This window comes from Clostridium sp. TF11-13AC, assembly GCF_003481065.1.
GTDB lineage: Bacteria > Bacillota > Clostridia > Lachnospirales > Lachnospiraceae > Otoolea > Otoolea fessa.
Genome location: NZ_QUKJ01000003.1, coordinates 69,084 through 93,945, shown reverse-complemented (window position 1 = coordinate 93,945; position 24,862 = coordinate 69,084). Strand labels below are relative to the sequence as shown.

23 protein-coding genes and 1 riboswitch are annotated in these 24,862 nt (G+C 49.3%); of the genes, 22 read left to right on the top strand and 1 reads right to left on the bottom strand.

Translation table 11 applies throughout. The features are described 5' to 3' along the window. Positions 1 to 21: 21 nt before the first annotated feature. The gene (locus DXD12_RS07825; RefSeq protein WP_118628770.1) at positions 22 to 762 is read left to right on the top strand and encodes a L,D-transpeptidase family protein; all 741 of its coding nucleotides are present in this window, start codon (positions 22 to 24) and stop codon (positions 760 to 762) included. Between the two features lie 140 nt (positions 763 to 902). After that, positions 903 to 1,008: riboswitch (TPP riboswitch) on the bottom strand. Positions 1,009 to 1,054: 46 nt separating this feature from the next. Here the strand turns inward: DXD12_RS07825 and DXD12_RS15645 are convergent. After that, positions 1,055 to 1,855 carry a hypothetical protein gene (locus tag DXD12_RS15645; RefSeq protein ID WP_243027557.1) on the bottom strand — a complete coding sequence of 267 codons (801 nt, stop codon included), beginning with the start codon at positions 1,853 to 1,855 and terminating at the stop codon, positions 1,055 to 1,057. A gap of 185 nt (positions 1,856 to 2,040) precedes the next feature. Here DXD12_RS15645 and DXD12_RS07815 point away from each other — a divergent pair, with 185 nt between their 5' ends. From DXD12_RS07815 to spoIIP, 21 genes are all read left to right on the top strand, one after another. Then, positions 2,041 to 2,223 carry a hypothetical protein gene (locus DXD12_RS07815; RefSeq protein WP_107001618.1) on the top strand — a complete coding sequence of 61 codons (183 nt, stop codon included), beginning with the start codon at positions 2,041 to 2,043 and terminating at the stop codon, positions 2,221 to 2,223. Positions 2,224 to 2,397: 174 nt separating this feature from the next. Next, complete coding sequence (locus DXD12_RS07810) at positions 2,398 to 4,026, top strand: response regulator (RefSeq protein WP_118472438.1); 1,629 nt, start codon at positions 2,398 to 2,400, stop codon at positions 4,024 to 4,026. Next, complete coding sequence (locus DXD12_RS07805) at positions 4,026 to 5,825, top strand: sensor histidine kinase (protein WP_107001616.1); 1,800 nt, start codon at positions 4,026 to 4,028, stop codon at positions 5,823 to 5,825. Before DXD12_RS07810 ends, DXD12_RS07805 begins: the two co-directional genes overlap by 1 nt. Positions 5,826 to 5,856: 31 nt before the next feature. Beyond that, the gene (locus DXD12_RS07800; protein ID WP_107001676.1) at positions 5,857 to 6,831 is read left to right on the top strand and encodes a substrate-binding domain-containing protein; all 975 of its coding nucleotides are present in this window, start codon (positions 5,857 to 5,859) and stop codon (positions 6,829 to 6,831) included. A 24-nt stretch (positions 6,832 to 6,855) separates the two neighbouring features. Beyond that, on the top strand, positions 6,856 to 7,884 hold the full coding sequence (locus tag DXD12_RS07795) for a galactose ABC transporter substrate-binding protein (protein WP_118570223.1): 1,029 nt from the start codon (positions 6,856 to 6,858) through the stop codon (positions 7,882 to 7,884). A 247-nt stretch (positions 7,885 to 8,131) separates the two neighbouring features. Next, positions 8,132 to 9,223 (top strand): substrate-binding domain-containing protein, encoded by a 1,092-nt coding sequence (locus DXD12_RS07790; RefSeq protein ID WP_181357250.1) that lies wholly within the window; start codon positions 8,132 to 8,134, stop codon positions 9,221 to 9,223. Positions 9,224 to 9,335: 112 nt separating this feature from the next. After that, positions 9,336 to 10,844: a sugar ABC transporter ATP-binding protein gene (locus tag DXD12_RS07785; protein WP_107001613.1), complete on the top strand. Its 1,509-nt coding sequence runs from the start codon at positions 9,336 to 9,338 to the stop codon at positions 10,842 to 10,844. Positions 10,845 to 10,858: 14 nt separating this feature from the next. Beyond that, positions 10,859 to 11,851, top strand: coding sequence for a beta-methylgalactoside transporter (locus DXD12_RS07780; RefSeq protein ID WP_107001612.1), 993 nt, complete (start codon positions 10,859 to 10,861; stop codon positions 11,849 to 11,851). Between the two features lie 376 nt (positions 11,852 to 12,227). Further along, the gene (locus DXD12_RS07775) at positions 12,228 to 12,515 is read left to right on the top strand and encodes a hypothetical protein (protein ID WP_227589388.1); all 288 of its coding nucleotides are present in this window, start codon (positions 12,228 to 12,230) and stop codon (positions 12,513 to 12,515) included. 52 nt (positions 12,516 to 12,567) lie between these two features. Then, on the top strand, positions 12,568 to 12,840 hold the full coding sequence (locus DXD12_RS07770) for a hypothetical protein (RefSeq protein WP_107001611.1): 273 nt from the start codon (positions 12,568 to 12,570) through the stop codon (positions 12,838 to 12,840). Next, positions 12,824 to 13,102, top strand: a complete 279-nt coding sequence (locus DXD12_RS07765) for a DUF4160 domain-containing protein (protein ID WP_107001610.1) — start codon at positions 12,824 to 12,826, stop codon at positions 13,100 to 13,102. The genes DXD12_RS07770 and DXD12_RS07765 overlap by 17 nt, the downstream gene beginning before the upstream one ends. A gap of 36 nt (positions 13,103 to 13,138) precedes the next feature. Then, positions 13,139 to 13,612, top strand: coding sequence for a CYTH domain-containing protein (locus tag DXD12_RS07760; RefSeq protein WP_117795066.1), 474 nt, complete (start codon positions 13,139 to 13,141; stop codon positions 13,610 to 13,612). A 47-nt stretch (positions 13,613 to 13,659) separates the two neighbouring features. Continuing rightward, positions 13,660 to 14,328 carry a phosphatase PAP2 family protein gene (locus DXD12_RS07755; RefSeq protein WP_182429730.1) on the top strand — a complete coding sequence of 223 codons (669 nt, stop codon included), beginning with the start codon at positions 13,660 to 13,662 and terminating at the stop codon, positions 14,326 to 14,328. Positions 14,329 to 14,455: 127 nt separating this feature from the next. Continuing rightward, the gene (locus tag DXD12_RS07750; protein ID WP_118638012.1) at positions 14,456 to 15,010 is read left to right on the top strand and encodes a DJ-1 family glyoxalase III; all 555 of its coding nucleotides are present in this window, start codon (positions 14,456 to 14,458) and stop codon (positions 15,008 to 15,010) included. A gap of 199 nt (positions 15,011 to 15,209) precedes the next feature. Further along, positions 15,210 to 16,496 carry a trigger factor gene (gene tig, locus DXD12_RS07745; RefSeq protein WP_118481874.1) on the top strand — a complete coding sequence of 429 codons (1,287 nt, stop codon included), beginning with the start codon at positions 15,210 to 15,212 and terminating at the stop codon, positions 16,494 to 16,496. A 249-nt stretch (positions 16,497 to 16,745) separates the two neighbouring features. Next, positions 16,746 to 17,327 (top strand): ATP-dependent Clp endopeptidase proteolytic subunit ClpP, encoded by a 582-nt coding sequence (gene clpP / locus DXD12_RS07740; RefSeq protein WP_022359226.1) that lies wholly within the window; start codon positions 16,746 to 16,748, stop codon positions 17,325 to 17,327. 43 nt (positions 17,328 to 17,370) lie between these two features. After that, positions 17,371 to 18,669 (top strand): ATP-dependent Clp protease ATP-binding subunit ClpX, encoded by a 1,299-nt coding sequence (gene clpX / locus DXD12_RS07735; RefSeq protein ID WP_117795072.1) that lies wholly within the window; start codon positions 17,371 to 17,373, stop codon positions 18,667 to 18,669. A gap of 141 nt (positions 18,670 to 18,810) precedes the next feature. Next, the gene (gene lon, locus DXD12_RS07730; protein ID WP_118467770.1) at positions 18,811 to 21,132 is read left to right on the top strand and encodes an endopeptidase La; all 2,322 of its coding nucleotides are present in this window, start codon (positions 18,811 to 18,813) and stop codon (positions 21,130 to 21,132) included. Between the two features lie 21 nt (positions 21,133 to 21,153). Beyond that, positions 21,154 to 21,759: a ribosome biogenesis GTP-binding protein YihA/YsxC gene (gene yihA / locus DXD12_RS07725; RefSeq protein WP_107001606.1), complete on the top strand. Its 606-nt coding sequence runs from the start codon at positions 21,154 to 21,156 to the stop codon at positions 21,757 to 21,759. 629 nt (positions 21,760 to 22,388) lie between these two features. Beyond that, complete coding sequence (gene gpr / locus DXD12_RS07720) at positions 22,389 to 23,390, top strand: GPR endopeptidase (protein ID WP_118638010.1); 1,002 nt, start codon at positions 22,389 to 22,391, stop codon at positions 23,388 to 23,390. A gap of 88 nt (positions 23,391 to 23,478) precedes the next feature. Continuing rightward, positions 23,479 to 24,705 carry a stage II sporulation protein P gene (gene spoIIP, locus DXD12_RS07715; RefSeq protein ID WP_117795076.1) on the top strand — a complete coding sequence of 409 codons (1,227 nt, stop codon included), beginning with the start codon at positions 23,479 to 23,481 and terminating at the stop codon, positions 24,703 to 24,705. Positions 24,706 to 24,862 lie beyond the last annotated feature (157 nt).

Below are 24,862 nucleotides of genomic sequence, written 5' to 3'. Positions count from 1 at the left end.
AAATAATAGGAGATAAATAAGATGAAATTGAGAATGAAGCGGAAAGCAATGGTAGTATTGGCAGCAGGCATGTTGATGAGTGCGGCAGCTCCGGCGGCTGCGATGGCGGCGGAGAAAGCGACAGGACCGGCGCTTACGGCACGCTACAACGGGGATGTAAATACACTGGAGGCATCGAAGGATGCAACGCAGCTGATAGTGGTGATTGGCAACCGCCAGGATCCGGCAAAGAGCCGTCTGGACTGGTATAAACGCGATACAGATGGAAAACTGGTGCAGGTGATGTCGAAAGAAGCGGTCAGCGGCATGAACGGTATCACGATGCAGAAGCAGGAGGGCGATAAGAAGACGCCGGCGGGTGTGTACCGCTTTACGATGGCATTTGGCCTGAAGGCAAATCCGGGAACGATTCTGCCGTATCACCAGATCGTGGACGGCGATTATTATGTGGATGACGGAAACAGCCAGTATTATAACAAGCTGGCAAATACGAAGCAGGTACAGAAGGACTGGAATTCGGCGGAGGATCTGATGGCGCAGGCGCCGCAGTATAATTATGGCCTGGTACTGGATTATAATCCGGAGTGTACACCGGGAAAGGGATCGGCGATCTTTCTGCATTGCCCGAAGAGCTGGAATAATACGGGAACTTCCGGATGCATCAGTATTCCGGAGGAAGATATGAAACAGGTTGTGTGCCAGGTGGATACCGGGACGAAGATTGTGGTGGTGCAGGATGAGAGCGATTTAGCAAATTACTAATTAGATAGGCTGTGAGAGTCAGATCTCATTTGGGGATTTTTATCTGGAAGCAGATAGGAACCCCCAGATGAGTTTTTTTGTTTCATAGGACATAATTTCCTAATGAAACCCAAAAACGCCGGACAATATCCGGCGCTCAGGTGTCTCAAAATATTTGTCCCTACGTTGGCATTATCCAAATCAGGTTTTGGGTCGGAACTTTTGGTTCCCTCTCAGCCTGCATCACAAGCTCCCCATTATCGAAATGAATTGTAGCATGATTTGGAAAAAAATAGCAATGGCAACTCTGGTTTTATGATTTATTTGCCCCGCCCATCTGCCGGCTCAGCATCCGCAGCATTTCCGCCTGCCGTTTCTGCGCTGGGGGCATTTGGTCTGTCAGGATCGAAAAAAGAGTGTCCATTTCTGAGGTTGAGAATTGCGGGGAACCGTTGCTGCCCCGGAGACTCATGAGAAGCGGCAGAAGCTTGTCTTGCGGCGTGTTTCTTGCCTGATCGGCTAACTGTTCCATCTGTTTTATTTTGTCTGGATCCATGGAGCGGAGTCTCGGATCCTGTTTCCAGTTTTGAAATTCCATAGTGTGTGCCTCCTGTCTGTTTGAAGTGGATGTGCCAGATGCACGGTCTGTGGGTTTTTTCTGTCTGCGGGAATATTCGGCTTGCGGGTAAAGGACAGATGCCGGAACTGCATCAGAATTGGGTGAATCATTCTGGATATCTTGCGAAGTCGGAAAGGATGCTGTCTGCGGCATATTTTGCCAGTAGGATTCATAGAGGCGGGAACCTTCGATAAAATTTAAGACCAGATCGATCGAACTTTGCTCTTCCTCTGTGCCATACGGCTTGATCGCTTTCAGCATATCAACCGGCGAATCCTTGTCGCGTTCGCCCACCGAGCAGATTCCGATCTCACCGTCGGCCGGATCAGCAAATAGCTGCATCGTCTTTTCTAGTTCGCGGAATTTCACAAACAGGGAGAAAAAACGCTGTTCCGGGATGTGAATATAGGGAAGCGCCGCCTTGACAAGCTGCATATGTGGGAGTGAGGTCAAGCGGTCTAACTCGGTCATTTTGAGAGAAACATCTTGGTTCACGAAAAAAACCTCCCAAATCTTTGTCTCAATATATGCAGATGAGAGGAAAAAAAGACGTTTTGGTTCACGGGTAGGCACTTTTGGAATCGAAAAAGAACGGGAATGTTTAAAGAAAAAAAGCTCCGGGACAGGAAAAACCACATATAGTATATTATAAAAAATAAGAAAGAAAAGGATTCAGAGCTATGAACACCCGGCTGATCATTGATGGAAATGCCGTTTATGAAATAGATGAAGACTGTCTCGCCTGCCGCGGACGGCGGACTGGATGCAGACGCTGTGTGGAACCGGGTTCCCGCACCCGGGGACGAAGCACGCCTTTACAGAAATTGGAACCTGCCAGTGAAAAATCACAAACTCACAAATAAAGAAAGATGTGGTATAATGTAAAGAAAGAAATTCCCCTCATTCCAGCCTGCCCAGCCACTTCCTCATGAGGTGTCAGGGAAAGCTGGAATGGGGATACCGTAGCAGAGCTCCAGAGTCCTAAGACAAACTGGCTCACAACAACATTGCATCAGGAACTGAAAGGACGAATCCATATGAACCCATATAAAATCATGCTGGTAGATGACGAGGAGGAAGTACGGACAAGCATCATACGCAAAATCGACTGGCAGGATGCCGGATTCGAGGTGATCGGGGATGCGGAGAACGGGAAGGAAGCGCTGGAAAAGATCGAGCAGAATGAGCCGGATGTTGTGCTGACAGACATCCGGATGCCATATATGGACGGGCTGGAGATGGCGGAGAATATACGGCAGAGATATCCGTCCATCAAGATCGTGATTTTTTCTGGTTTTGATGAATTTGAGTACGCCAAAAAGGCGATCAAGCTCAATGTGATCGAATATATTTTAAAGCCGGTCAATGTCGAAGAGCTGACGGCGATTTTAAAGAAAATCAAGAAAAATCTCGATGAGGAGATCGAGCAGAAGCGGAATGTTACCCTGCTTCGGGAAAGTTATATCAAGAGTCTTCCGGCGATCCGGGAACATTTTTTGAATGACCTGATTCACGGCGGCATGGAGGAAGCGCAGATTGAGGAAAAACTGAACGAATATGCGATCGACGTTGCGGGTGCGGTCAAATGGGTGATTGCGGCGATCCATCTGGAACCGGATGAGAAGGTGGACAAGGCAGTTTCGCTGCATCAGCAGCGGGAGCTGATTCCGATTTCCGTCCGCAATCTGATTGAGGAAAAACTGGAAGGGCAGTACCGTTTTATTGTGTTCCACTCTTCCTTTGAGACGATCCTTCTGGTGGCGATCGACAAAGACAATACGCAGACCGGACTGATTGCCCTGCTGGGCGATATCTGCAAGGAGACGAAGAAAATTCTGGAGGTATCGGTTACGATCGGCGTGGGTGAGAGCTGCAGTTCGCTGACGGATTTAAGCCGCCCGTGCCACACGGCACTCAATGCACTCGGTTACCGTGCGATCACAGGTTCCGGCGGTGTGATCTGCATCGGCGATATGGAGCCGTCCGGGCATGAAAAACTCCGGTTCGACAGCCGGATGGAGTCGGAGCTTATAGCGGCAGTCAAGTTTGGACCGAAGGAAAAGATCCGTTCCGTGATAGACGGGATTGTGAGCCGGATGGAGGATGCGCGGGTGCATTACCGCCAGTATCAGGCGTATGTGCTTGCGATCATCAATGTGCTGACACAGCTCTCCCAGCAGTATGATCTGCGGATCAGCGAGATGTTTGGCGTGGAAAATGATTATTTCGAGATTCTGGGGCGCGTCCAGAAGATGGAGAATGTCCGCCCGTACCTGACCGAGGTGGCGCTCAAGATGAATGCCGGAATGGAAGAAGAGCGGAGCAATACGACAAAAAACGTGATCCGCGAGGCGAAGCAGTACATTCAGGACAATTTTCAAGATCCGGAGCTGTCGGTGGAGAAGATCTGCCGCCATCTGCATATGAGCCCGGCGTATTTTTCAACGATGTTTAAGAAGGAGACGGGACAGGCGTACATCGCCTATCTGACCGATGTCCGGCTGGGGCGCGCGGTCGAGCTTCTGATGGCAACTGACGACAAGACGTATATCATCGCGGAAAAGGTCGGCTACCCGGAGCAGAACTATTTCAGTTACGTATTTAAGAAAAAATTCGGTGTTTCCCCGACGCGGTACCGCACGGCACACCGGAGCGGGGAGGCATAATGGGTAAAAAAAGGACGATCTGGAAGAAAAAGCTTTTTGACGACGCCAGCATCCGGTCTATGATCTTTATCTATTTTACGATCACGGCGCTGGCGGCGAGCGTGCTGATCTCCCTGTCGCTGTACCAGAGAATGTCACGGCAGGTCACGGAAGTAGTACAGGAGGAGAGCCAGAACCTGATCGCGCAGGTGGGGCGCTCTGTGGAGTCGTACCTCCGCACGATCATGAAGCTGTCCGACTCGCTTTATTATGGCACGATCAAGAATGCCGATCTGTCGAGCCAGTCGCTTGGAAGTGAATTTACGCTTCTCTACGATAATAATAAGGATAATGTGGAGAATATTGCCCTGTTTTCGGAGGATGGGGCGCTTCTGGAGGCAGTCCCGGCGGTGCGTCTGAAAAATGAGGTGGATGTGACGCAGGAAGAATGGTTCCGGAGCGCCTTAAACCGGACGGAAAACCAGCATTTTTCCCTGCCGCACGTACAGTATGTGTTTGACAATGCGGAAAATCAATACCGATGGGTCATTTCGCTATCGCGGGCGGTCGAACTGACACACGGAACCTCGACCTCGCAGGGCGTCCTTCTGGTCGATATCCGCTATTCGAGCCTGGAACAGCTCTTTGGCGGCATCACGACGGGGCGCGGTGGTTATTTCTATATGATCAGCGGAAATGGCGAGATTCTTTACCACCCGCAGATGCAGCTTCTGGATTCCGGCTGGGTGCAGGAGAACAATGGACAGGCAGCCGGCTATTCGGACGGAAATCATGAGGAGATATTTGCCGGAAAAAAGCGGATGGCGACGGTCAAGACGATCGGCTACACAGGCTGGAAGGTGGTCGGGGTGACGCCGGAAAATGCCGTGTCGCTCAACACGATCAAAACCCGGCTTTTTATCGTATTTGTCATTGCCCTCATTTTGTGCATTCTGGCTCTGATTAACTCTTATATTTCATCGAGGATCACGAATCCGATCCGTGAGCTGGAAAAATCGGTCGGCGTCCTGGAGGCGGGCAATTTAAGCGCACCGGTGTACATCGGCGGTTCGTATGAGATCCGCCATCTGGGAAAATCGATCAGTGATATGGCGGGTCAGATCCGCCTCCTGATGCAGGATATTGTGCGTGAGCATGAGGCGAAACGCAAGCAGGAGTTTGATACGCTGCAGTCGCAGATCAATCCGCATTTTCTCTATAATACGCTCGATATCATTGTCTGGATGATTGAAAATGAGCAGAAAACGGAGGCGGTCAAGGTGGTGACGGCGCTGGCGCGGTTCTTCCGTATCAGTTTAAGCCGCGGCAAGAGCTTAATTACTGTGAAGGATGAGCTGGAACACGTCCGGAATTACCTGATGATCCAACAGATGCGGTTTAAAAATAAGTTTACCTATACGATCGAGTCAGATGATGAGGTTTTGGAACTTGCAAGTTTAAAACTGATGCTGCAGCCGCTGGTGGAGAATGCGATCTACCATGGCATGGAATATATGGACGGCGACGGTGAGATCTTCGTGCGCGCCTGGCAGGAGGAAAAAGAGCTGTATCTGGAGGTGCGGGACAATGGGCTTGGCATGACGGAGGAACAGGTCGAGAGCCTCTTTACCGATACGGCGCACGTGGCATCCAAGCGCGGATCCGGCATCGGGGTACGCAATGTCAACGAGCGGATCAAGCTGTATTTCGGCGCGGAATATGGTCTTTCGATCGAGTCGGAGCCGGATGAGGGAACCGCGGTGAAGATTCATCTTCCGGCAGTGCCTTACGAGAAAGTGCTGGAAGAGAAGAAAGTGTAAAAGTGGGGGCGACAGATCAATGCGATATGGAGTGAGAAAAAAAAAGGAGCTGGTGCTCTGGGGAATCCTGTGTGTGGGACTTATTTTGCTGTATCTCCTTTCCTCCACGGATTGGATCATCAAGGAAAAAGAGGTGGAGGTCTACCCGGTGTCCCTGATTATCAGCGATACTTCGGATGATGATTACGTCAACTTCCGCAAGGGCGTGGATCAGGCGGCGGTTGAGTATAATGTAGATGTCAGCTTTATTACCCTGTATGAAAAGGATAATCTGGCACAGCAGATGGAGCTGGTGCGCCGGGAAGCGGCAGACGGTGCCGGGGCAGTGATACTGGAGCCGGTTGATGAGCTGGAATGCCGCCAATATCTGGAAGAAAATACATATGGAACGCCGATTATCCTGCTGGGTGAATTATCACCGGATGAGGAGGTCAAGGGGGCGGTTCATATGGACTGGACGGCAGCCGGGAGAAAGCTGGGCGAGGCGATTACGGCGGAACAGAGCCCCGATCTTCCTGTTTGGATCTTTGCAGATAACCCATATATCGGCAAGGCGGGGGAGATGAAGCAGGGGCTGACGGAGGTGCTGGAAAAACAGGGCTTTTCCTATACCATTGTGCCGCGCGGCACCGATGATACTTACCGTTCCGTCATTGAAAAAACAGTTTATCCGGGCAGCGGCACGGCGGTGGTGGCGGCACTGGATTTCGCCAGCACAGCGGAGGCGGCGGAGATTGTCGGCGGAAGCAGCGTGTACGGAAAATACATTTCCGGGCTATACGGCGTCGGGATGATGCCGTCCCTGCTGGATCAGCTTGACAAGGGGACAATCCGGGGGCTGGTGGTGACAAACCAGTTTGACGCGGGCTATTTTGCGGTCAAAAAAGCAGTGCAGGCGATTGAAAAAGAGCAGGAGAGAAGCCAGCTTTCATTGGAATCCTACTATATAGAGAAGGATGAGCTGCGCTCGAAGAAATATGAGAAGATGCTGTACCCGATTGATTAAAAATCCGGGAGGGAGTATAGAAAGATGAAAAAAAACGGAAAAAGCATTCAGATGGCGCTGGCACTTCTGGCAGTGGGCACACTTCTTTTAAATGGATGCAGCGCGGCAAAACCGGCAGAAAAAAAGAGCATCCGTATCGGTGTAACGCTGTACCGGGGCGAGGATGCCTTTATCAACAATATCCGTTCCAGCCTGGAGGAAAAGGCGAAGGAATATGAGCAGCAGACGGGCATTAAGGTCAATCTGGAAATCATGGATCCGAAGGGAAACCAAAATACGCAGAACAGCCAGGTAGATCGTTTCCTTTCCCTGGAATACGATGCGATCTGCGTCAATATGGTGGATCGCTCAGCAGCATCGTATGTCATCAACAAGGCGATGGATGCCGGGACGCCGGTCGTATTTTTCAACCGCGAACCGGTCGAGGAGGACATGAAACGGTGGGAGCACCTCTATTATGTAGGGGAGGACGCGCGGGAATCGGCGGTTCTGCAGGGAGAGCTTCTGGTGGATGCGTATCAGGAAAATCCGGGCAGTCTTGATTTAAATGGGGATGGAACCGTGGGATATGTGATGTTGGAGGGCGAGCGCAGCCATCAGGATTCGCTGATCCGGACAGAGTGGTCGGTGCAGACGATGCGCGACGGAGATATTCCGCTGGAAAAACTGACCGGTGGTTCGGCAAACTGGGATCGGAGCCAGGCGGCGGCGCTGATGGAACAGTGGATCCGCCAGTTCGGGGATGCGATCGAGGTGGTGATCGGCAACAACGATGAGATGGCGCTCGGAGCTGCCGAGGCGCTTGAACGCGCCGGTGACACAAGGGGCGTCAAGGTGGTCGGCATCGACGGAACCCCGCAGGGAATCGAGGGGCTTAAGAGCGGAAAACTGTATGGAACAGTCCAGTGTGACAGCGACGAGTATGCAGAAGTGATTTTTGAGATAGCTGCCGCTGAGGCACTTGGTCAAAATGTACAGGAAAAGGTCGAATTAGAGGAAGGAACCTATTATCAATGCAGTCAGAAAGCGCTGACTGTTGCTGATTTACCATAAAATCCCACAGTTTCACACCGGAAAAACAAGAATATGTGAATAAAATCACAAAGGATCTAAAAAAATTTTATATAAGAACCAAGAAAATTATATGGAAAAGTGTACAAACGATCCGTATAATAAAGGTGTCGATAAGAAAAAATGACGAATCGGCGAAACTGTATAATGTGTGTATGCGGAAAATTTAACTGTTCGGTGGATCCGGACAGCGCAAACGGATACGCAAGTTTAAGGGAGGACAAACATTATGAAACTGAAAAAAGTAGCAGCACTTGGTTTGGCAACTGCAATGGCATTTTCCGTAACTGCTTGCTCCAGCAAACCGGCAGAGACAACTGCAGCGGCAGAAGAGACAACAGCAGCAGCTGACGCAGCAGAGACTGTTAAAGAAGCAATCGAAGGAAAAGATCCGGCAGAAGTTAAAGTTGGTATTTCTATTTACCAGTTCGCTGATAACTTCATGACACTGTATAGAAACGAACTTCAGAAATATTTAGTAGATGAGCTTGGCTTAAAGGCAGAGAACATCTCCATCATGGATGGTAAGAATGACCAGTCCGAGCAGATGAACCAGATCCGTAACTTCGTTACCCAGGGATTTGATGTTATGATCATCAACCTGGTTCAGGCTTCTTCTGAGCCGGATGTAACCAACATCTGCAACGAAGCAGGTATCCCGGTTGTTTACATCAACCGTGAGCCGGATGCTGAGAGAGAGCAGGCTTGGGTTGACGACGGCATCAAAGCTACTTATGTAGGTGCTGATGCTAGACAGTCCGGTACATATCAGGGTGAAGAGATCGCTGAGCTTGAGAACAAGGGTGATGCAGACGGCGACGGCGTTGTTCGTTACATCATGGTTCAGGGAGATCCGGAGAACGTAGATGCTCAGTACAGAACTGAGAAATCCGTTGAGGCTTTAAAGGCAGCTGGCGTAGAGGTTGAAGAGCTGACCAAGCAGCGTGGTGATTGGGATCAGACAAAGGGTCAGGAGATCACTGCTAACGCTCTGTCCCAGTACGGCGACAAGATCGATGTTGTATTCTGCAACAACGATGCTATGGCTCTTGGTGCTCTGCAGGCTATCGAGGCAGCTGGAAGAACTGTAAACAAAGATATCTACCTGGTAGGTGTTGATGCTCTGGTTGAGGTTGTTGAGAACGTTATGAACGACAAGATGACCGGTACCGTATTCAACGATTACTTCGGACAGGCTCATACAGCAGCTGACAAAGCTCTTGATTTCGTAAACGGCAAAGATGTTGACAACGTATACATGGTAGACTATGTAAAGGTTACAACTGAGAACGCTGGCGATATTCTGGAAATGATTAAATAATTGTAGCTGTTCAGAGAAGGACGGTTATGAACATATCACTCCCCTGCGGGGGAGTGAATAAAGTGTCGGGTGTGCAGATGGCACACCCGATTTTATGAAAGGAGAGAATGGGATGGCAGAGTACAGATTGGAGATGCGCGGGGTATCGAAAAGCTTCCCTGGCGTAAAAGCTCTGGACAAGATAAACCTCAAAGTACGTCCCGGCACCGTCCATGCACTGATGGGAGAAAACGGCGCTGGTAAATCCACCTTGATGAAATGTCTCTTTGGTATTTATCATATGGATGAAGGTGAGGTATATCTGGATGGAGAAAAAGTGGAGATCCACAATCCGGATGAAGCCCTTCACAGAGGACTGGCCATGGTACATCAGGAGCTGCAGCCGATACCTGAGAGAACGGTAGCAGAGAATATGTACACCGGTCGTTATCCAACCAAGAAATTTGGTCCGATTCAGGTCATCGACCATAAAAAGATGTTTGAAGAGACAGCAAAATGGCTGGACGATGTTAAGATGCCGTATAACCCGAAGGCAAAACTGGGAACCATGTCCATCGCCCAGATGCAGTCTGTCGAGATTGCCAAGGCTGTATCCTTAAATGCCAGAGTTGTAATTCTGGACGAGCCGACTTCCTCCTTGACGGATAATGAGGTAGAGGCGCTTTTCCGCATTGTCCGTGACCTGAAATCACGAGGCGTATCCCTCATCTATATTTCCCATAAGATGGCGGAGATTCGTGAGATTTGTGATGATATTACCATCATGCGAGACGGCACCTATGTTGGTTCCTGGCATATGGACGAGATTTCGGATGATGAGATCGTCAAACAGATGGTTGGTCGTGAGCTGACCAATATCTATCCTCCGAAGAATGATACAAAAGCCGGAGAGGTACTGCTGGATGTCAGAGGATATTCCAGTATCCATGATCGTTCCTTCCAGGATTGCTCCTTCACCCTTAGAAGAGGCGAGATTCTTGGATTCGGCGGCCTGGTAGGTGCTCAGAGAACGGAACTGATGGAAGGTATCTTCGGTATGCGTCATATTAAATCCGGAGAAGTTTATATTAAGGGTAAGAAAATGAACATTAAGCGTCCGCAGGATGCAATCCGGGGCGGTATCGGTATGATTACCGAGGACCGACGCGGAACTGGTATTCTGGGATGTCTGTCCATTGCAGATAATGTATCAATTTCCTCCCTGGATCAGTATTTACACTATGGTATCAAACTGAATAAGAAGAAGATTGAGCAGCTTGTCAAGGATAACGTGGCAAAGCTTTCAATCAAGACGCCGAGCAGTAAGACACTGATTCAGTCACTTTCAGGCGGTAACCAGCAGAAGGTTCTGATTTCCCGCTGGCTGGCCAACAACCCGGATATCCTCATCATGGATGAGCCGACCCGTGGTATCGACGTTGGTGCCAAGTATGAGATCTACCAGATCATGATTGACCTGGCAAAGCAGGGCAAAGGTATCATCATGATTTCATCTGAGATGCCGGAGCTGATTGGTATGTCGAACCGTATCCTTGTCATGTGTAATGGTCACATTACCGGTGAGGTACAGGGTGAGGAAGCAACTCAGGAGCGTATCATGAGCTACGCGACTAAGTTCTAAAGGAGGAAGAGAGAATGGATAAGAAACAACTGAATGTAAAAGATATATTGATCAATAACGGTATCGTTATTCTGATCCTGTTGATGGTTCTCTTTGTTGGTGTGACAAAACAGAACTTCTTCAGCCGTAGCAACTTTAGCAACATTTCCATCAACGTAGCATGCCGTTTCATCATCGCAGTCGGCGTATCCGGCTGTCTGATTACGAAAGGTACCGACCTTTCTGCAGGACGTCTGGTTGGACTTTCTGCCTGCCTGGCAGGTACTCTGCTCCAGAAGAGTGATTACAGCGGACATTTTGAACTTACCAAAGGATTTGGCGAGCAGAACGTATGGCTGATTCTCCTTATCTGTATCGCTATCTGCTGTGTATTTGGTCTTATCAATGGTATCGTAGTTGCTTACCTGAATGTACCGGCTTTCATCGGTACCCTGGGTATGCAGATGATCGTATACGGTATCAACCTGGTTTACACAAAATCCGTTCCGTTAGGCGGTTATCGTCAGGAGTATACCATCATTGCAAATGGTAACTTCTTCGGTATTCCGTACCTGTTCATCATTGCATTTGTCATCGGCGCGATCATGTGGTTCGTATTTAACTACACCCGCCATGGTAAATATATGTATGCAATCGGCGGCAACGAGGCAGCAGCAGAGGTTGCTGGTGTAAATGTTAAGAAAACCAAGATCATCATCTATGTAACAGCTACTGCACTGTATGCCATCGCTGGTTTCCTTCTGGGAGCTAAGTCCGGTGGTGCCGGTGTAAATACAGGTAACGGTTACGAGCTGGAGGCTATCGCAGCTTGTACCATCGGTGGTGTATCTGTAAACGGTGGTATCGGACGTATCTCCGGTGTTATCATCGGTGTACTCGTATTCGAGTTCTTAAAGACCTGCTTACAGTTCCTCGGCATCGACCCGAACTACCAGTATATCGCACAGGGTATCGTTATCGTTGTTGCGATTGCGCTGGATATCCGTAAGTACATTGCGAAGAAGTAATAAGATTAACTGTGTTCTGACGAGAATGTATGTACCATATGAAAAGTCGTCGGGAACCGTACATAAATATTGAAAACAAATCCAAAACTCCCTCTCCATGGATGCATGGCGGGGGAGTTTTTTATATAATGGGAGAATCCGTTGGAATCTCCTATTATATAAACAGCCCTGCCGGGCAGGATTTTTTCTTGTATAAATCTGAAAAGTTGTAATCGGCAGGGGGATGGTGGACGAGATAGCGTGCCAGCGCTTGCTTTGACAGTGACGGAAAAATATTTTTGGATTGCCTGAACTTATTTTTATGGATATAATAAGAGAAGAGGCTGTTTCAGAGTGAGCAGCAGAGAAAACAAGCCATATTCTGAAAGGAACAAGGATGAGCGAAAACGAAATGCTGGAAAAGAATGAGACGATAAAAGAAACAGTGAGCGAAAAACTGGAGACGGCGAAAGAAGCGGCAGAGGAGACGGCAGATAAAACTCTGGAGGAACTGGAAGCGGAGAATGAAAAGCTCCGCCGGGAGCTGGAACTCATGAAAGAAAAGACCATCAAAGAGCGCATCTATGACCATGTGCATGTCTCTGTGCGGACGATGGATATTTTTATCGGCGTGATGGTGGTACTGTTTGTGGTGGTTGTGGTGATGGGGATGCTGAATAAGTAGAAAGCAGCCGTGGTTAAAACTGTTTTGAGGATAAATGAGAGGAGGAAGAAAGATGATGTACCCATTTATGACCTTAAATGATGATACGGAAATTACCCATTCTGAAATGCGGGCAGATGGCAGGGTTAAAGTTTATATAGAAACACCCGATGAAAAAGATGGATTTCACAATGCGATATGCTATTTGCCAGATTACAAGTGGGAGAATATAAATGGTTATTCAGATATGGAAATGAGTTATTTCAAGAAACTGATTCGGGAAAATGCACACTTGATTATGGAGTTTTCACAAGAGGGAGGAATTCTGAGTGCCGCAAATTTTTAGGATTGGACCATATATTGTATATTTTTGGTCGAATGAAAATGAGCCGCTGGAACCGGTGCATGTCCATATTGCAGAGGGAAGAGCAACTTCAAATGCGACAAAAGTGTGGATAACCAGTACGGGCAAGGCATTGCTCAGCCACAATTCTTCCAAAATATCAGCCCAAATTTTGAACAGTATGATTCGGGTGATAGAGGCCAACAGTGAAGAAATTATAGAAAAATGGCTTTCTCATTTTGGAGAAATACGGTACTTTTGTTAAGACTTTTTAAGAAATATAAAAAGGACAACTAATTTTATGGAAATCGAACGCAAATATTTAATTAGTCACATTCCATTTGATATAGCCGGATACCCCTTCCACCAGATCGAGCAGGCATATCTAAGCACTGCTCCGGTCGTGCGTGTCCGTCAGGAGGATGACACCTATTATCTGACCTACAAATCCAAAGGACTGATGGCGCGGGAGGAATACAATCTGCCGCTGACGAAGGAATCCTATGAGCATCTCCGTTCGAAGGCTGACGGCAGGATTCTGACGAAAAAGCGTTATCTGATTCCGATGGAAGGAACGGAGTACACGATTGAGCTGGACATTTTTTTAGGTGAATATGAGGGATTGAAGCTGGCGGAGGTTGAATTTCCAAGTGAGGAAGCCGCACTTGCCTTTGTGCCGCCGGAATGGTTCGGGCGCGAGGTGACGTTTACGGGCGAGTACCAGAACAGCCGTCTGGCGCTGGCGGAAAACCTGGTATTAAAAACGAAAGAATAAAAACGAAAGAACAATACAAAGGTATATTATTAATGATAAAACAAGTAATGAATTGGATCAAAACGCACCGCTACTGTCTGGCAGGACTCTATATGCTGGTGTTTCTGTCAGGATTTTTTCTGCTGGAGCTGCATGAACCATCGGATGTTCATATTATACACTGTGCGGTCGATGACCTGATACCGTTTAATGAATGGTTTGTACTGCCGTATTTTCTGTGGTACGCGTGGGTGCCGGTGTTTATGCTTTATTTTATGATTCGGGACCGGGAGGCATATCTGAGACTTTGCTTTGTGATGTTTGCAGGAGCAACCTTTTGCTTATTTGTCTACCTGCTGGCACCAAACGGTTTAAATCTGCGGCAGGAGATCACATCACAGAATTTCTGCGCGCAGATTGTGCGGTTTCTGCGGAGGGTGGATCCGCCGAACAATGTCTGCCCGTCGATCCATGTATCGAGCACTGTGGCGGTACATCTGACGATCTGCCACGCGGCAAGTGTGCGGAACAAGAAACCGATCCGTACACTTTCGTGGATTGTCACGATTCTGATTTGTCTTTCAACCATGTTCATCAAACAGCATTCGCTGGTCGATGTGCTCTGTGGCTGGATTTTGAGCCTGATTCTTGACGAGGCGGTGAATGTGTGGGTACTAGTAAAGGCATTTTCAAAAGGAAAAGCTGGAAAAACAACGAATGCGGTTCATGAAGAATAAAAAAGTGAACGAATTGAACAGTTGCAATGATTTTCTGATATCTAAAAAGAAAAAATGATTACTTTGTGAAAAATAAAAAAATTAATATAAAAAGTCTTATAAAAATAAAGAACAGGAGGAAATAATCATGGCTGTAGTATACGCATTTTTAGCAGATGGACTGGAAGAAGTGGAATGTCTGGCGACGGCAGACGTGCTGATCCGCGCGGGTGTGAAGGTAAAACTGGTTTCGATTACGGGTAAAAAAGAGGTGAAGGGCGCACATGGATTTGGTATCCATGCAGATGCTCTGCTGCATGAGGTTGACCCGATGAAAGCGGATCTTCTGTTCATTCCGGGCGGTATGCCGGGAACGAAAAATCTGATGGCGTGCAAACCGCTCTGCGATGCACTGGTGCAGGCAGATGCTGCTGGAAAGCGCTTGGCAGCGATCTGTGCGGCTCCGAGCATTCTGGGGCAGCTGGGGCTTTTGAAGGATAAGAAGGCAACCTGCTATCCGGGCTTTGAGGATGCCCTGACCGGTGCGAAGCTGACGGGTGCGGGCGTTGTGACGGACGGCAATATCACAACGGCGCGTGGACTTGGATATGCGCTGGATCTGGGAATTGAGCTGGCATCGCTCTTAGTCGATCGCCCGGTAGCATTACAGGTCAAAGATTCAATTCAGTATGACCAGGTGTAGTTTCAACTTAGAAACATACAGAAAATACATCAAAAATGGCATAAAACCCACCTAAAACCACTCATAAACCCGCAAAAAGTGAACGCAAAATTATATTTTCCGCTAGTATTTAGCACGCAGATATGCTATAATGCTATCTTGAAGTGTAACGCCCGGTAGAATGGCGGTTCACATATAGAAGCAAGGAGGACCCCTTAAAATGAGTTTACAGGTAGAAAAATTAGAGAAGAACATGGCAAAGCTGACCATCGAAGTTCCGGCTGAAGAGTTTGATGCAGCAATCAAAAATGCGTACAACAAGAACAAAAACAAATTCAGCATCCCGGGATTCCGTAAAGGTAAAGCACCGTTAGCTATGCTGGAGAAGATGTATGGCGCTGGCATTTTCTATGAGGATGCAGCAAACGAAGTGATCGACGCATCTTATCCGAAGGCAGCAGAGGAGAGCAAGGAAGAGATCGTATCCACTCCGGAGATCAAAGTGACTCAGATCGAAAAAGGTAAGGCATTCATCTACGAGGCAACCGTAGCTCTGAAACCGGAAGTAACTCTGGGCGAGTACAAAGGCGTAGAAGTTAAGAAGGCAGAAGCTGTTGTGACAGACGAGGATGTAGAGAACGAGCTGACTGCAGCACGTAAGAAAAACGGCAGACTGATCGACGTAGAAGACGGCGCAATCGAGGACGGCGACAACACTATCATCGACTTCACCGGCTACATTGATGACAAGACATTTGACGGCGGCGCTGGTACAGATTATCCGCTGGTAATCGGTTCCCATTCCTTCATCGAGGGCTTTGAGGATCAGTTAATCGGCAAGAAAAAAGGCGAGACCTGTGACGTAAACGTTACTTTCCCGGCTGAGTACCATGCAGATGAGCTGGCTGGCAAACCGGCTAAGTTCGTTGTAACCATCAAAGAAGTTAAGAGAAACGAGCTTCCGGAGCTGAACGATGAGTTCGCAAGCGAAGTATCTGATTTCGATACTCTGGATGAGTACAAAGCAGACATCCGCAAGAAACTGCAGGAGAAGAAAGAGCAGGATGCTAAAGTAGAGAACGAGAACAACGTAATCGAGAAAGTAATTGAGAATGCTCAGATGGAACTGCCGCAGCCGATGGTTGACACTCAGGCAAGAGAGATGGTAGAGAATTACGCTCGTCGTCTGCAGAGCCAGGGCTTAAACATCAACGATTACATGAAATATACCGGCATGACACCGGAGAAGCTGATGGAGCAGATGCGTCCGGAAGCAGAGAAGAGAATCAAGACCAGACTGGTTCTTGAGAAAGTAGTTGAAGTTGAGAACGTAGAAGTTTCCGATGAGAAGCTTGACGAGCAGATCAACGAGATCGCAGCATCCTACAAACTGGAAGGCGCTAAGCTGAAAGAAATGATGGGTGAGCGCGAGAAAGAGCAGATCCGTGAGGACCTGAAAGTTCAGGCAGCGATCGATTTACTGGTAGAGCAGGCAAAGCTTGCTTAATCAAACCGATAAAAGCGAATACTGAAATAAGGCAGAATTCTATGGTGTCCTAAGGCATCATAGAATTTTGTATTACTGTTCACAGGCAGGCACTTTTGGAACCGAAAGTGCCGTGCGATAACATAGTAGCAGCAGATTTTGCTGATTTGTAATGCGAAGCATCAGCAAAATCCTGTTACAGTTTGCACGCGTGTGAACTATAACAATTTTTGCCATAAACATTCATTCTCAATTATAGGAGGAAGAATCATGAGTTTAGTACCTTATGTCCTTGAATCCACCAGCCGCGGCGAGCGGACGTATGACATTTACTCCCGTTTGCTTAAAGATCGTATCATTTTCCTGGGAGAGGAAGTAAATGATGTGACAGCCAGCCTGGTTGTAGCACAGCTTCTGTTTCTGGAGGCAGAGGATCCGAATAAGGATATCAGCTTATATATCAACAGCCCGGGCGGTTCTGTTACCGCAGGTATGGCGATCTATGACACGATGAATTATATCAAATGTGATGTATCTACCATCTGTCTGGGTATGGCAGCCAGCATGGGCGCATTCCTGCTTTCCGGCGGTACCAAAGGAAAGAGATATGCACTTCCGAACGCAGAAGTGATGATTCACCAGCCATCCGGCGGCGCGAGAGGACAGGCAACCGAGATCCAGATCGTAGCGGAGAATATTCTTCGTACCAAGAAGAAATTAAATGAGATTCTGGCAGCCAATACAGGCCAGCCGTATGACGTGATCGTGCGTGATACAGAGCGTGATAATTACATGACAGCAGAGCAGGCGAAAGAGTATGGTCTGATTGATTGTGTCATTACCAACCACTAATTAGATTTCTGGATGGAATAATAGAAAGGAACAAGGTGGAAGTATGCCAGGCAGAACAGACGACAAAATACGCTGCTCATTTTGCGGCAAGACACAGGATCAGGTTAGAAAACTGATCGCTGGCACAGATAATGTATATATCTGCGATGACTGTATCGAACTCTGCTCGGAGATTCTGGAAGAGGAATTTGCCGATCAGGAAAAAGGACCGGATTTCAGCGGAATCAACCTGCTGAAGCCGAAGGAAATCAAAGAATTTCTCGATGAGTATGTCATCGGACAGGACGACGCCAAGAAGGTGCTCTCCGTAGCGGTTTATAACCATTACAAGAGAGTTATGTCCAAGTCCACGCAGGATGTAGAGCTTCAGAAGAGCAACATCCTGATGCTCGGACCGACCGGTTCCGGTAAGACATACCTGGCGCAGACGCTGGCGAAGATCTTAAATGTACCGTTTGCCATCGCGGATGCGACCACTCTGACCGAGGCTGGATATGTCGGCGAGGATGTAGAGAACATTCTCTTGAAGATCATCCAGGCGGCTGATTACGACGTCAGCAAGGCAGAGTACGGCATCATTTATATTGATGAGATTGATAAAATTACGAAGAAGTCTGAAAATGTATCTATCACCCGCGATGTATCGGGCGAGGGTGTACAGCAGGCGCTTTTAAAGATTCTGGAAGGAACCATTGCCAGTGTTCCGCCGCAGGGCGGCAGAAAGCATCCGCAGCAGGAACTGATTCAGATCGATACGACCAACATCCTGTTCATCTGCGGCGGTGCATTTGACGGTCTGGAGAAGATCATCGACAGCCGTTTAGGTGCCGGTTCCATCGGATTTAACTCCGATATTGTGGATCGCAAGCATCAGGATATCGATGAGCTTCTGAAACAGGTAATGCCGCAGGATCTGACGAAGTTTGGTCTGATTCCGGAGTTTATCGGTCGTGTGCCAATCACGGTATCGCTCCAGACGCTCAATGAGGAGGCGCTGGTCCGCATTTTAAGAGAGCCGAAGAATGCACTGATCAAGCAGTATCAGGCGCTTCTCGATCTGGACGGCGTGAAGCTGGAGTTCACGGATGATGCGCTGATGGCGATCGCCCACATGGCAGTCGAGAGAAAGACGGGAGCCAGAGGACTTCGTTCTATCATGGAGTCCCTGATGATGGATACCATGTATGAGATTCCGTCCGATTCCACGATCGGCATCTGCACGATTACCAAAGACGTAGTCGAGGGAAAGAGTGCGCCGGAGCTGGTATATCGCGACAATACGGTGCCCCGCAAGTCTTTTACAGGACGTTCTAAGAAAGACAGAACCGGCGAGATTGCGTAAATGTAAAGGAAAATAAATGCAGCAGCTTGAGAATGGCGGCTGTTAATGGGGTCTGTGAGATGGCGAACTGCCATAGGCAGACCCCTGTTTTTCTTTTCACAGGAAATAACGATACGTTTGATTAAGAAAGATAAAGGTGTTATGGAAGATAAGAAACTGACAATGCCGATGATCGCGCTGCGCGGACTGACCGTGCTGCCGCAGATGACGGTAAATTTCGATATCATCCGGGATAAATCCATCGCGGCGGTGGAGCAGGCGATGGTGGGCGATCAGCGAGTATTTCTGGCGACGCAGAAGCAGCCGGATGAGGTGATCCCGGATATTGACGGGATTTTTCAGGTAGGAACGATTGGCTACGTGAAACAGCTTGTCAAGATGCCGGGCGGCATGGTGCGCGTCACGGTGGAAGGGCAGGAGAGAGCCGAGCTTCTGGAGATGGAGAAGGGCGAGGCATGCTGCACTGCGATCGTGGAGATTCTGGATCCGGTCGAGGACGATCTGGACACGATTCAGAAAGAGGCGATGCTCCGGATCCTGAAAGAAAAGCTGGAAGAATACGGAAAATTAAATGTGGCAGCGGGACGTGAAGTATTAAGTCCGTTGATCGCACAGCCAGATCTGACCGAATTAATGAACCAGATATCAGCCCAGTTCCCGTGGAACTATGAAGCGCGCCAGTCGGTACTGGAATGCCGGACGCTGACGGAGATGTATGAGACAGAGCTGCAGCTTCTGCTGACGGAATTAGAGGTTTACCGCGTGAAACGCGAGTTTCAGACGAAGGTAAAGGCGGCGCTGGATAAAAATCAGCGTGATTATATTCTGCGGGAGCAGCTGCGTGTGATCCGGGAGGAGCTGGGAGAGGAAAATCCGGTTTCTGATGCGGACGAGATGAAGGAACAGTTGAAGAAGATCAAAGCCAGCGTGGAAGTAAAGGAGCGGATCCGCAAGGAGATCAACCGTTTCCAGAATATGCCGGCTGGCAGCCAGGATGCGAATGTGATCCGGACATATCTGGAAACGGTGCTGGAACTGCCGTGGAACAAAATGACGAAGGATAACGCGAGCCTGAAGCATGCGGAAGAGATTCTGGAAGCCGACCATTATGGTCTGGAAAAGGTCAAAGAGCGCGTGCTGGAATACCTGGCAGTCCGCATCCTGACGAAGAAGGGCACCAGCCCGATCCTTTGCCTGGTGGGACCGCCTGGAACCGGTAAAACTTCGATCGCCCGCTCGATTGCGAAGGCGATGGGACGCAAATATGTCCGCATCAGCCTGGGCGGCGTGCGCGACGAGGCGGAGATCCGCGGTCACAGAAAGACCTACGTCGGCGCGATGCCGGGACGCATCGTGGAAGGGCTCAAGCAGGCAGGGGTTGCCAATCCGCTGATGCTGCTGGATGAGATCGACAAAGTCAGCAGCGATTATAAGGGAGATACATCCTCGGCGCTCTTAGAGGTGCTGGACAGCGAGCAGAATGTGAAATTCCGCGACCATTATGTGGAGATCCCGATTGACCTGTCGGAGGTATTATTTATCGCGACGGCGAATACAACGCAGACGATCCCTGGACCGCTGCTGGACCGTATGGAGCTGATTGAAGTCAATAGTTACACGGAAAATGAAAAATATCACATTGCAAAAGACTATCTGATTCCGAAACAGTTGGAGAAGAATGGCCTTTCGAAGGAACAGTTAAATATCACGGGTTCGGCGCTGGAGAAAATGATTCACAGCTACACCAGGGAAGCTGGAGTCAGGAATCTGGAGCGCCGGGTTGGCGATATCTGCCGCAAGGCAGCCAGAGAGGTGCTGGAGAAGAAGAAACCGTCGATCCGCGTGACAGAGCGGAATCTGGATCATTATCTGGGACGCGAGAAAGTCTTCTTCGATGCAGCCGGAAATGAGGCACAGGTCGGTATCGTGCGCGGTCTGGCGTGGACGAGCGTCGGCGGCGATACACTGCAGATCGAGGTCAATGTCATGCCGGGCAAAGGCGTGCTGCAGATGACGGGTCAGATGGGCGATGTTATGAAGGAGTCGGCGCAGATTGCACTGACCTATGTGCGTTCGGTTGCATCTGATTACGGCGTGAAGGAGAACTATTTCGAGAAACACGATATTCACCTGCATATCCCGGAGGGCGCGGTGCCGAAGGATGGTCCATCGGCCGGAATCACGATGGCAACGGCGATGCTGTCGGCGGTGACAGGACGGAAGGTACTGCCGCGTGTGGCGATGACCGGCGAGGTAACGCTGCGCGGTCATGTGCTGATGATCGGCGGTCTGAAAGAAAAACTGCTCGCAGCCCGCATGGCGCAGGTGGAAAAGGTACTGGTACCGGCGAAAAATCAGCCGGATGTCAAGGAACTTTCGAAGGAAATCACGAAAGGAATGGAGATCGTATACATCAAGGAGATGAACGAAGTCATCCGAGAGGCATTTGTACCGGAGAAATAGCGGTTTAGTAGGAGAAAAAATATGATTATAAAAGATGTAAATCTGGAAACCGTCTGCGGTATCACCAGTAAGCTGCCGGCAAATACACAGCCTGAATTCGCGTTTGCAGGCAAATCAAACGTCGGCAAATCGTCCCTGATCAATGCGCTGATGAACCGCCGATCCTATGCGAGAACATCCTCGCAGCCGGGCAAGACCCAGACGATCAATTTTTACCATATCAACGACGCGTTTTACTACGTCGATCTGCCAGGCTACGGCTACGCGCGCGCGAGCGTTGAGGTCAAGGCAAAGTGGGGCAAGATGATTGAGAATTATCTGCACAAATCGCAGATGCTTCGCTGCGTCTTCCTGCTGATTGATATCCGTCATGAGCCGTCTTCAAACGACAAACTCATGTACGACTGGATCGTTTCCCAGGGCTTCCAGCCGATCCTGATTGCGACCAAGGCTGACAAGATCAAGCGCAGCCAGCTCCAGAAACAGTTAAAGATTCTCAGAACAGGTCTGGGAGTCGGCACCGAAGTGATGATGATTCCGTTCTCCGCCGAGACAAAACAGGGCAGAGAAGAGATCTGGAACTATCTGGAGACGGAGATCTGGAAGGTGGAACATCCGGGGGAATAGATGCCGGTGGGTAACTGTTCACAGGTAGGAATTTTCTGAACTGAAAATTCCGTACGATACAGTTCCGGCAGCAGATTTTGCCGATTTGGAATGCGTAGCATCGGCAAAATCCCGTTGCTGAGCACACGTGTGTGAACAGTAACGCCGGTGGAGAGTGCGGACGGCGAGAAATAGAATAGAGTTTTAGAAAAATTCGAAAAATAAACGTATAAACTGCGGTATCTGACCGGATATCAGGCGGCGCCTATCCTTGCGGGCGATGTCAAATATCTGGGCTGGGTGGCGCAGTTTTTTGTTTCACAGGAAATTGCGTCCTATGAAACAAAAAAAGCGGTAGGTTTTTTTGAGAGAATAAAATATATATTTCTGGAAAATATAAAAATTGAGGTAACTGTTCAGTAGGTCTGCGCATTTACTGCGCTGACCGTACGAAAACATGGGTCAGCAGGCAAAAATTCCATTGCCGTAGGCAATTTTTAATGAATTTTTGCGCGTGACTGTGAAGGTACTGAACAGTTACGAATTGAGGAAAAAAATAAGGATATTTTGACATGAAAAATGGCAGGATGGAATTTAAGCTTTATAATGGTGCGGGTTGTGATTGAGTTGTGAGATAGAAGGGAGCAGCCATGTTTGAAAATCGGACGGATCTGGCGTTGGAGGAGAGAGAAAGTTTTGAGGGGGATGGGGGCGTAATCGGCGGTGTGGCGCTGCGGGAATGGCGCTGTCATGGCAGTTCGATCCGGATGACGGAAGTCTCGATTTTGAACGAAAAAGGTGCGGAATCAATGGGAAAGCCGATGGGAACCTACCTGACGATGGAAGATCCGGGGCTGTCGGAGACAGAGGACGCATACTGTGAGGCGGCTGCCGGGGAGTTAGGACGGCAGCTGGCGTCCCTGATCCGGAAAAACTGTGCTTCAACCATGGCCGGACTTTCGATTCTGGTAGCGGGACTGGGAAACCGGCAGGTGACGCCGGATTCGCTGGGACCGCGCGTGGTGGATGGGCTTTCGATGAACCGCCATCTGCGGACGGAGCCAGGCAGAAGAAATGGCACATACCTCTATACGGCTGAGAAAGCGGGGCGGACGGTGCATCCGGTTCTCAGCGGTATCCATCCAGGGGTGATGGCACAGACAGGGATGGAGACGGCAGAAATTGTCCGCGGCGTCGTGCGGGAGAGCCGCCCGGATCTGGTGATCGCGGTCGACGCGCTGGCGGCGCGAAACGTCCACCGTCTGGCAAGCACCATTCAGCTGACGGATACAGGAATTCATCCGGGTTCCGGCGTCGGCAACCACCGCCGGGGAATGACGCGGGAAAATCTCGGCGTGCCGGTAATCGCGATCGGCGTTCCGACTGTTGTGGGCGCGGCGGCGATCGTTCACGGGACGGTTAATGCGTTAGTGCGGACACTAACCGCCTCAAAAGAGGGCAGCCGATACGGTGAATACATCCGGGAACTGGATTCGGACAGCCAGTATGAGCTGATCCGGGAACTTCTGGAACCTGAATTTGGAGCGATGTTTGTGACCCCGCAGGACATGGACGAGCGTATCTGCAAGCTGAGCGCTGCAATCGCCGAGGGGATCCGGCGGGCAGTGGAACGGCTGGAGGAAGAAAGATAACACTGAAAAAAATGCCAGATTGAAAAACAGAACCAAACAGGAAACTACACTTTGCTAACCGCATAGGATAGAACAGGAAAGAAGGGAGATGAATGCGGTGCGGTGGTGGCAGAGGGCAGCCGGGCTCCTGATGGTTCTGTTTTTGCTGACAGTCGGCTGGAAGATGCGTGCATTCATCTGGACAGCTGTGCAGAATGCGGTGGTAAGGTCCTGGTATCCGGTCTGGGGGACTAATTTGCGGGATATACCAGATTCGGAGGAGGGGAAAAGGCATAGACTTGCCGGGTGGAAGAAACAGACGCAGGGAGAAGCCGATCCGTCCTATTATAAATATCTGGAAGAACAGGAAGTCCGGCAGGAGTATATGGATTTCCTGGCACAGTTTTCCGGGAGTAGGCTGGTGGATGGAACTTTACTTGGAAAATGGAACGGGCTTGTTCATGGAAGTGGGAGACAGGGCGGCGGAGAGACAGACGAAGAGAGGCTGTATAGTGCTGGAAAGAATGGAGAAAAGACAGAGAGGGCAAATCCTGCCGCACTGGTGGACAGCCCGCGTCTGCGGAAAAAGCTGGAAGATTATGATTATCTGATCCAGCATTTTTTTACAATCCACCCGACGGCATCGATTGACCGGAGCCTGATGAACGCAGAGACATTTTTATCGATGGATCTGACAATCAGGAAGGACGAGGCGGACGGACCACAGATCTTGATTTATCATACCCATTCGCAGGAAAATTATAGAGATTATGCGGGAAGCGACGGAAAGGGAGCGGTGGTGTCTCTGGGGGAAGAGCTGGCAAAACGGCTGCGGGCGAAAGGATATCAGGTCTGGCACGATACAACTGCCTATGATATGAAGTCGGGGCATCTAGACCGGAGCCGTGCCTATACATATGCCTGCGAGGGTGTCACGAACCTTTTGCAGAAATACCCGTCGATTCAGGTGATTTTAGATGTGCACCGGGACGGTGTCAGCGAGCAGACGCATCTAGTCACGCAGATAGAAGGGAAACCAACGGCACAGATCATGTTTTTCAACGGTACCAGCGAGACGCCGGACGGACCGATCGAGTATCTGGCAAATCCCTGCCGGAAGGAAAATCTGGCGTTCAGTTTTCAGATGAAGTGGAATGCCGATCAGATATATCCTGGGTTTACGCGGACGATTTATTTAAAGGGGCTTCGTTACAATCTGCATCTACGCCCGCGCTCGGCGTTGATCGAAGTCGGAGCACAGACGAATACATATGAAGAGGCGGTCAATGCGATGGATCCGCTGGCGCAGCTTCTGGATCAGGTGCTGACAGGCTAATGGCAAGGCTTTTAGTCAAGGCTTTTTCTATTTCAGGACTTGCGGCGTACCTGAAAAAATGGTATATTCATTTAGATCAGGTGTTATTTATTATAAAAGATGATTTTAAATAAAAAATAAGATATCGCAGCAAACATTTTGCTGCCAAACAAAGTGA

Coding starts and splice junctions, on each gene's coding strand:
- DXD12_RS07810 (WP_118472438.1), top strand. CDS start 2,398: ATGAACCCATATAAAATCATGCTGGTAGATGACGAGGAGGAAGTACGG.
- DXD12_RS07790 (WP_181357250.1), top strand. CDS start 8,132: ATGAAACTGAAAAAAGTAGCAGCACTTGGTTTGGCAACTGCAATGGCA.
- clpX (WP_117795072.1), top strand. CDS start 17,371: ATGCCAGGCAGAACAGACGACAAAATACGCTGCTCATTTTGCGGCAAG.
- DXD12_RS07760 (WP_117795066.1), top strand. CDS start 13,139: ATGGAAATCGAACGCAAATATTTAATTAGTCACATTCCATTTGATATA.
- DXD12_RS07795 (WP_118570223.1), top strand. CDS start 6,856: ATGAAAAAAAACGGAAAAAGCATTCAGATGGCGCTGGCACTTCTGGCA.
- clpP (WP_022359226.1), top strand. CDS start 16,746: ATGAGTTTAGTACCTTATGTCCTTGAATCCACCAGCCGCGGCGAGCGG.
- DXD12_RS07825 (WP_118628770.1), top strand. CDS start 22: ATGAAATTGAGAATGAAGCGGAAAGCAATGGTAGTATTGGCAGCAGGC.
- DXD12_RS07770 (WP_107001611.1), top strand. CDS start 12,568: ATGATGTACCCATTTATGACCTTAAATGATGATACGGAAATTACCCAT.
- DXD12_RS07780 (WP_107001612.1), top strand. CDS start 10,859: ATGGATAAGAAACAACTGAATGTAAAAGATATATTGATCAATAACGGT.
- DXD12_RS07750 (WP_118638012.1), top strand. CDS start 14,456: ATGGCTGTAGTATACGCATTTTTAGCAGATGGACTGGAAGAAGTGGAA.
- DXD12_RS07755 (WP_182429730.1), top strand. CDS start 13,660: ATGAATTGGATCAAAACGCACCGCTACTGTCTGGCAGGACTCTATATG.
- tig (WP_118481874.1), top strand. CDS start 15,210: ATGAGTTTACAGGTAGAAAAATTAGAGAAGAACATGGCAAAGCTGACC.
- DXD12_RS07805 (WP_107001616.1), top strand. CDS start 4,026: ATGGGTAAAAAAAGGACGATCTGGAAGAAAAAGCTTTTTGACGACGCC.
- spoIIP (WP_117795076.1), top strand. CDS start 23,479: ATGAATGCGGTGCGGTGGTGGCAGAGGGCAGCCGGGCTCCTGATGGTT.
- DXD12_RS07785 (WP_107001613.1), top strand. CDS start 9,336: ATGGCAGAGTACAGATTGGAGATGCGCGGGGTATCGAAAAGCTTCCCT.
- gpr (WP_118638010.1), top strand. CDS start 22,389: ATGTTTGAAAATCGGACGGATCTGGCGTTGGAGGAGAGAGAAAGTTTT.
- DXD12_RS07775 (WP_227589388.1), top strand. CDS start 12,228: ATGAGCGAAAACGAAATGCTGGAAAAGAATGAGACGATAAAAGAAACA.
- DXD12_RS07815 (WP_107001618.1), top strand. CDS start 2,041: ATGAACACCCGGCTGATCATTGATGGAAATGCCGTTTATGAAATAGAT.
- yihA (WP_107001606.1), top strand. CDS start 21,154: ATGATTATAAAAGATGTAAATCTGGAAACCGTCTGCGGTATCACCAGT.
- lon (WP_118467770.1), top strand. CDS start 18,811: ATGGAAGATAAGAAACTGACAATGCCGATGATCGCGCTGCGCGGACTG.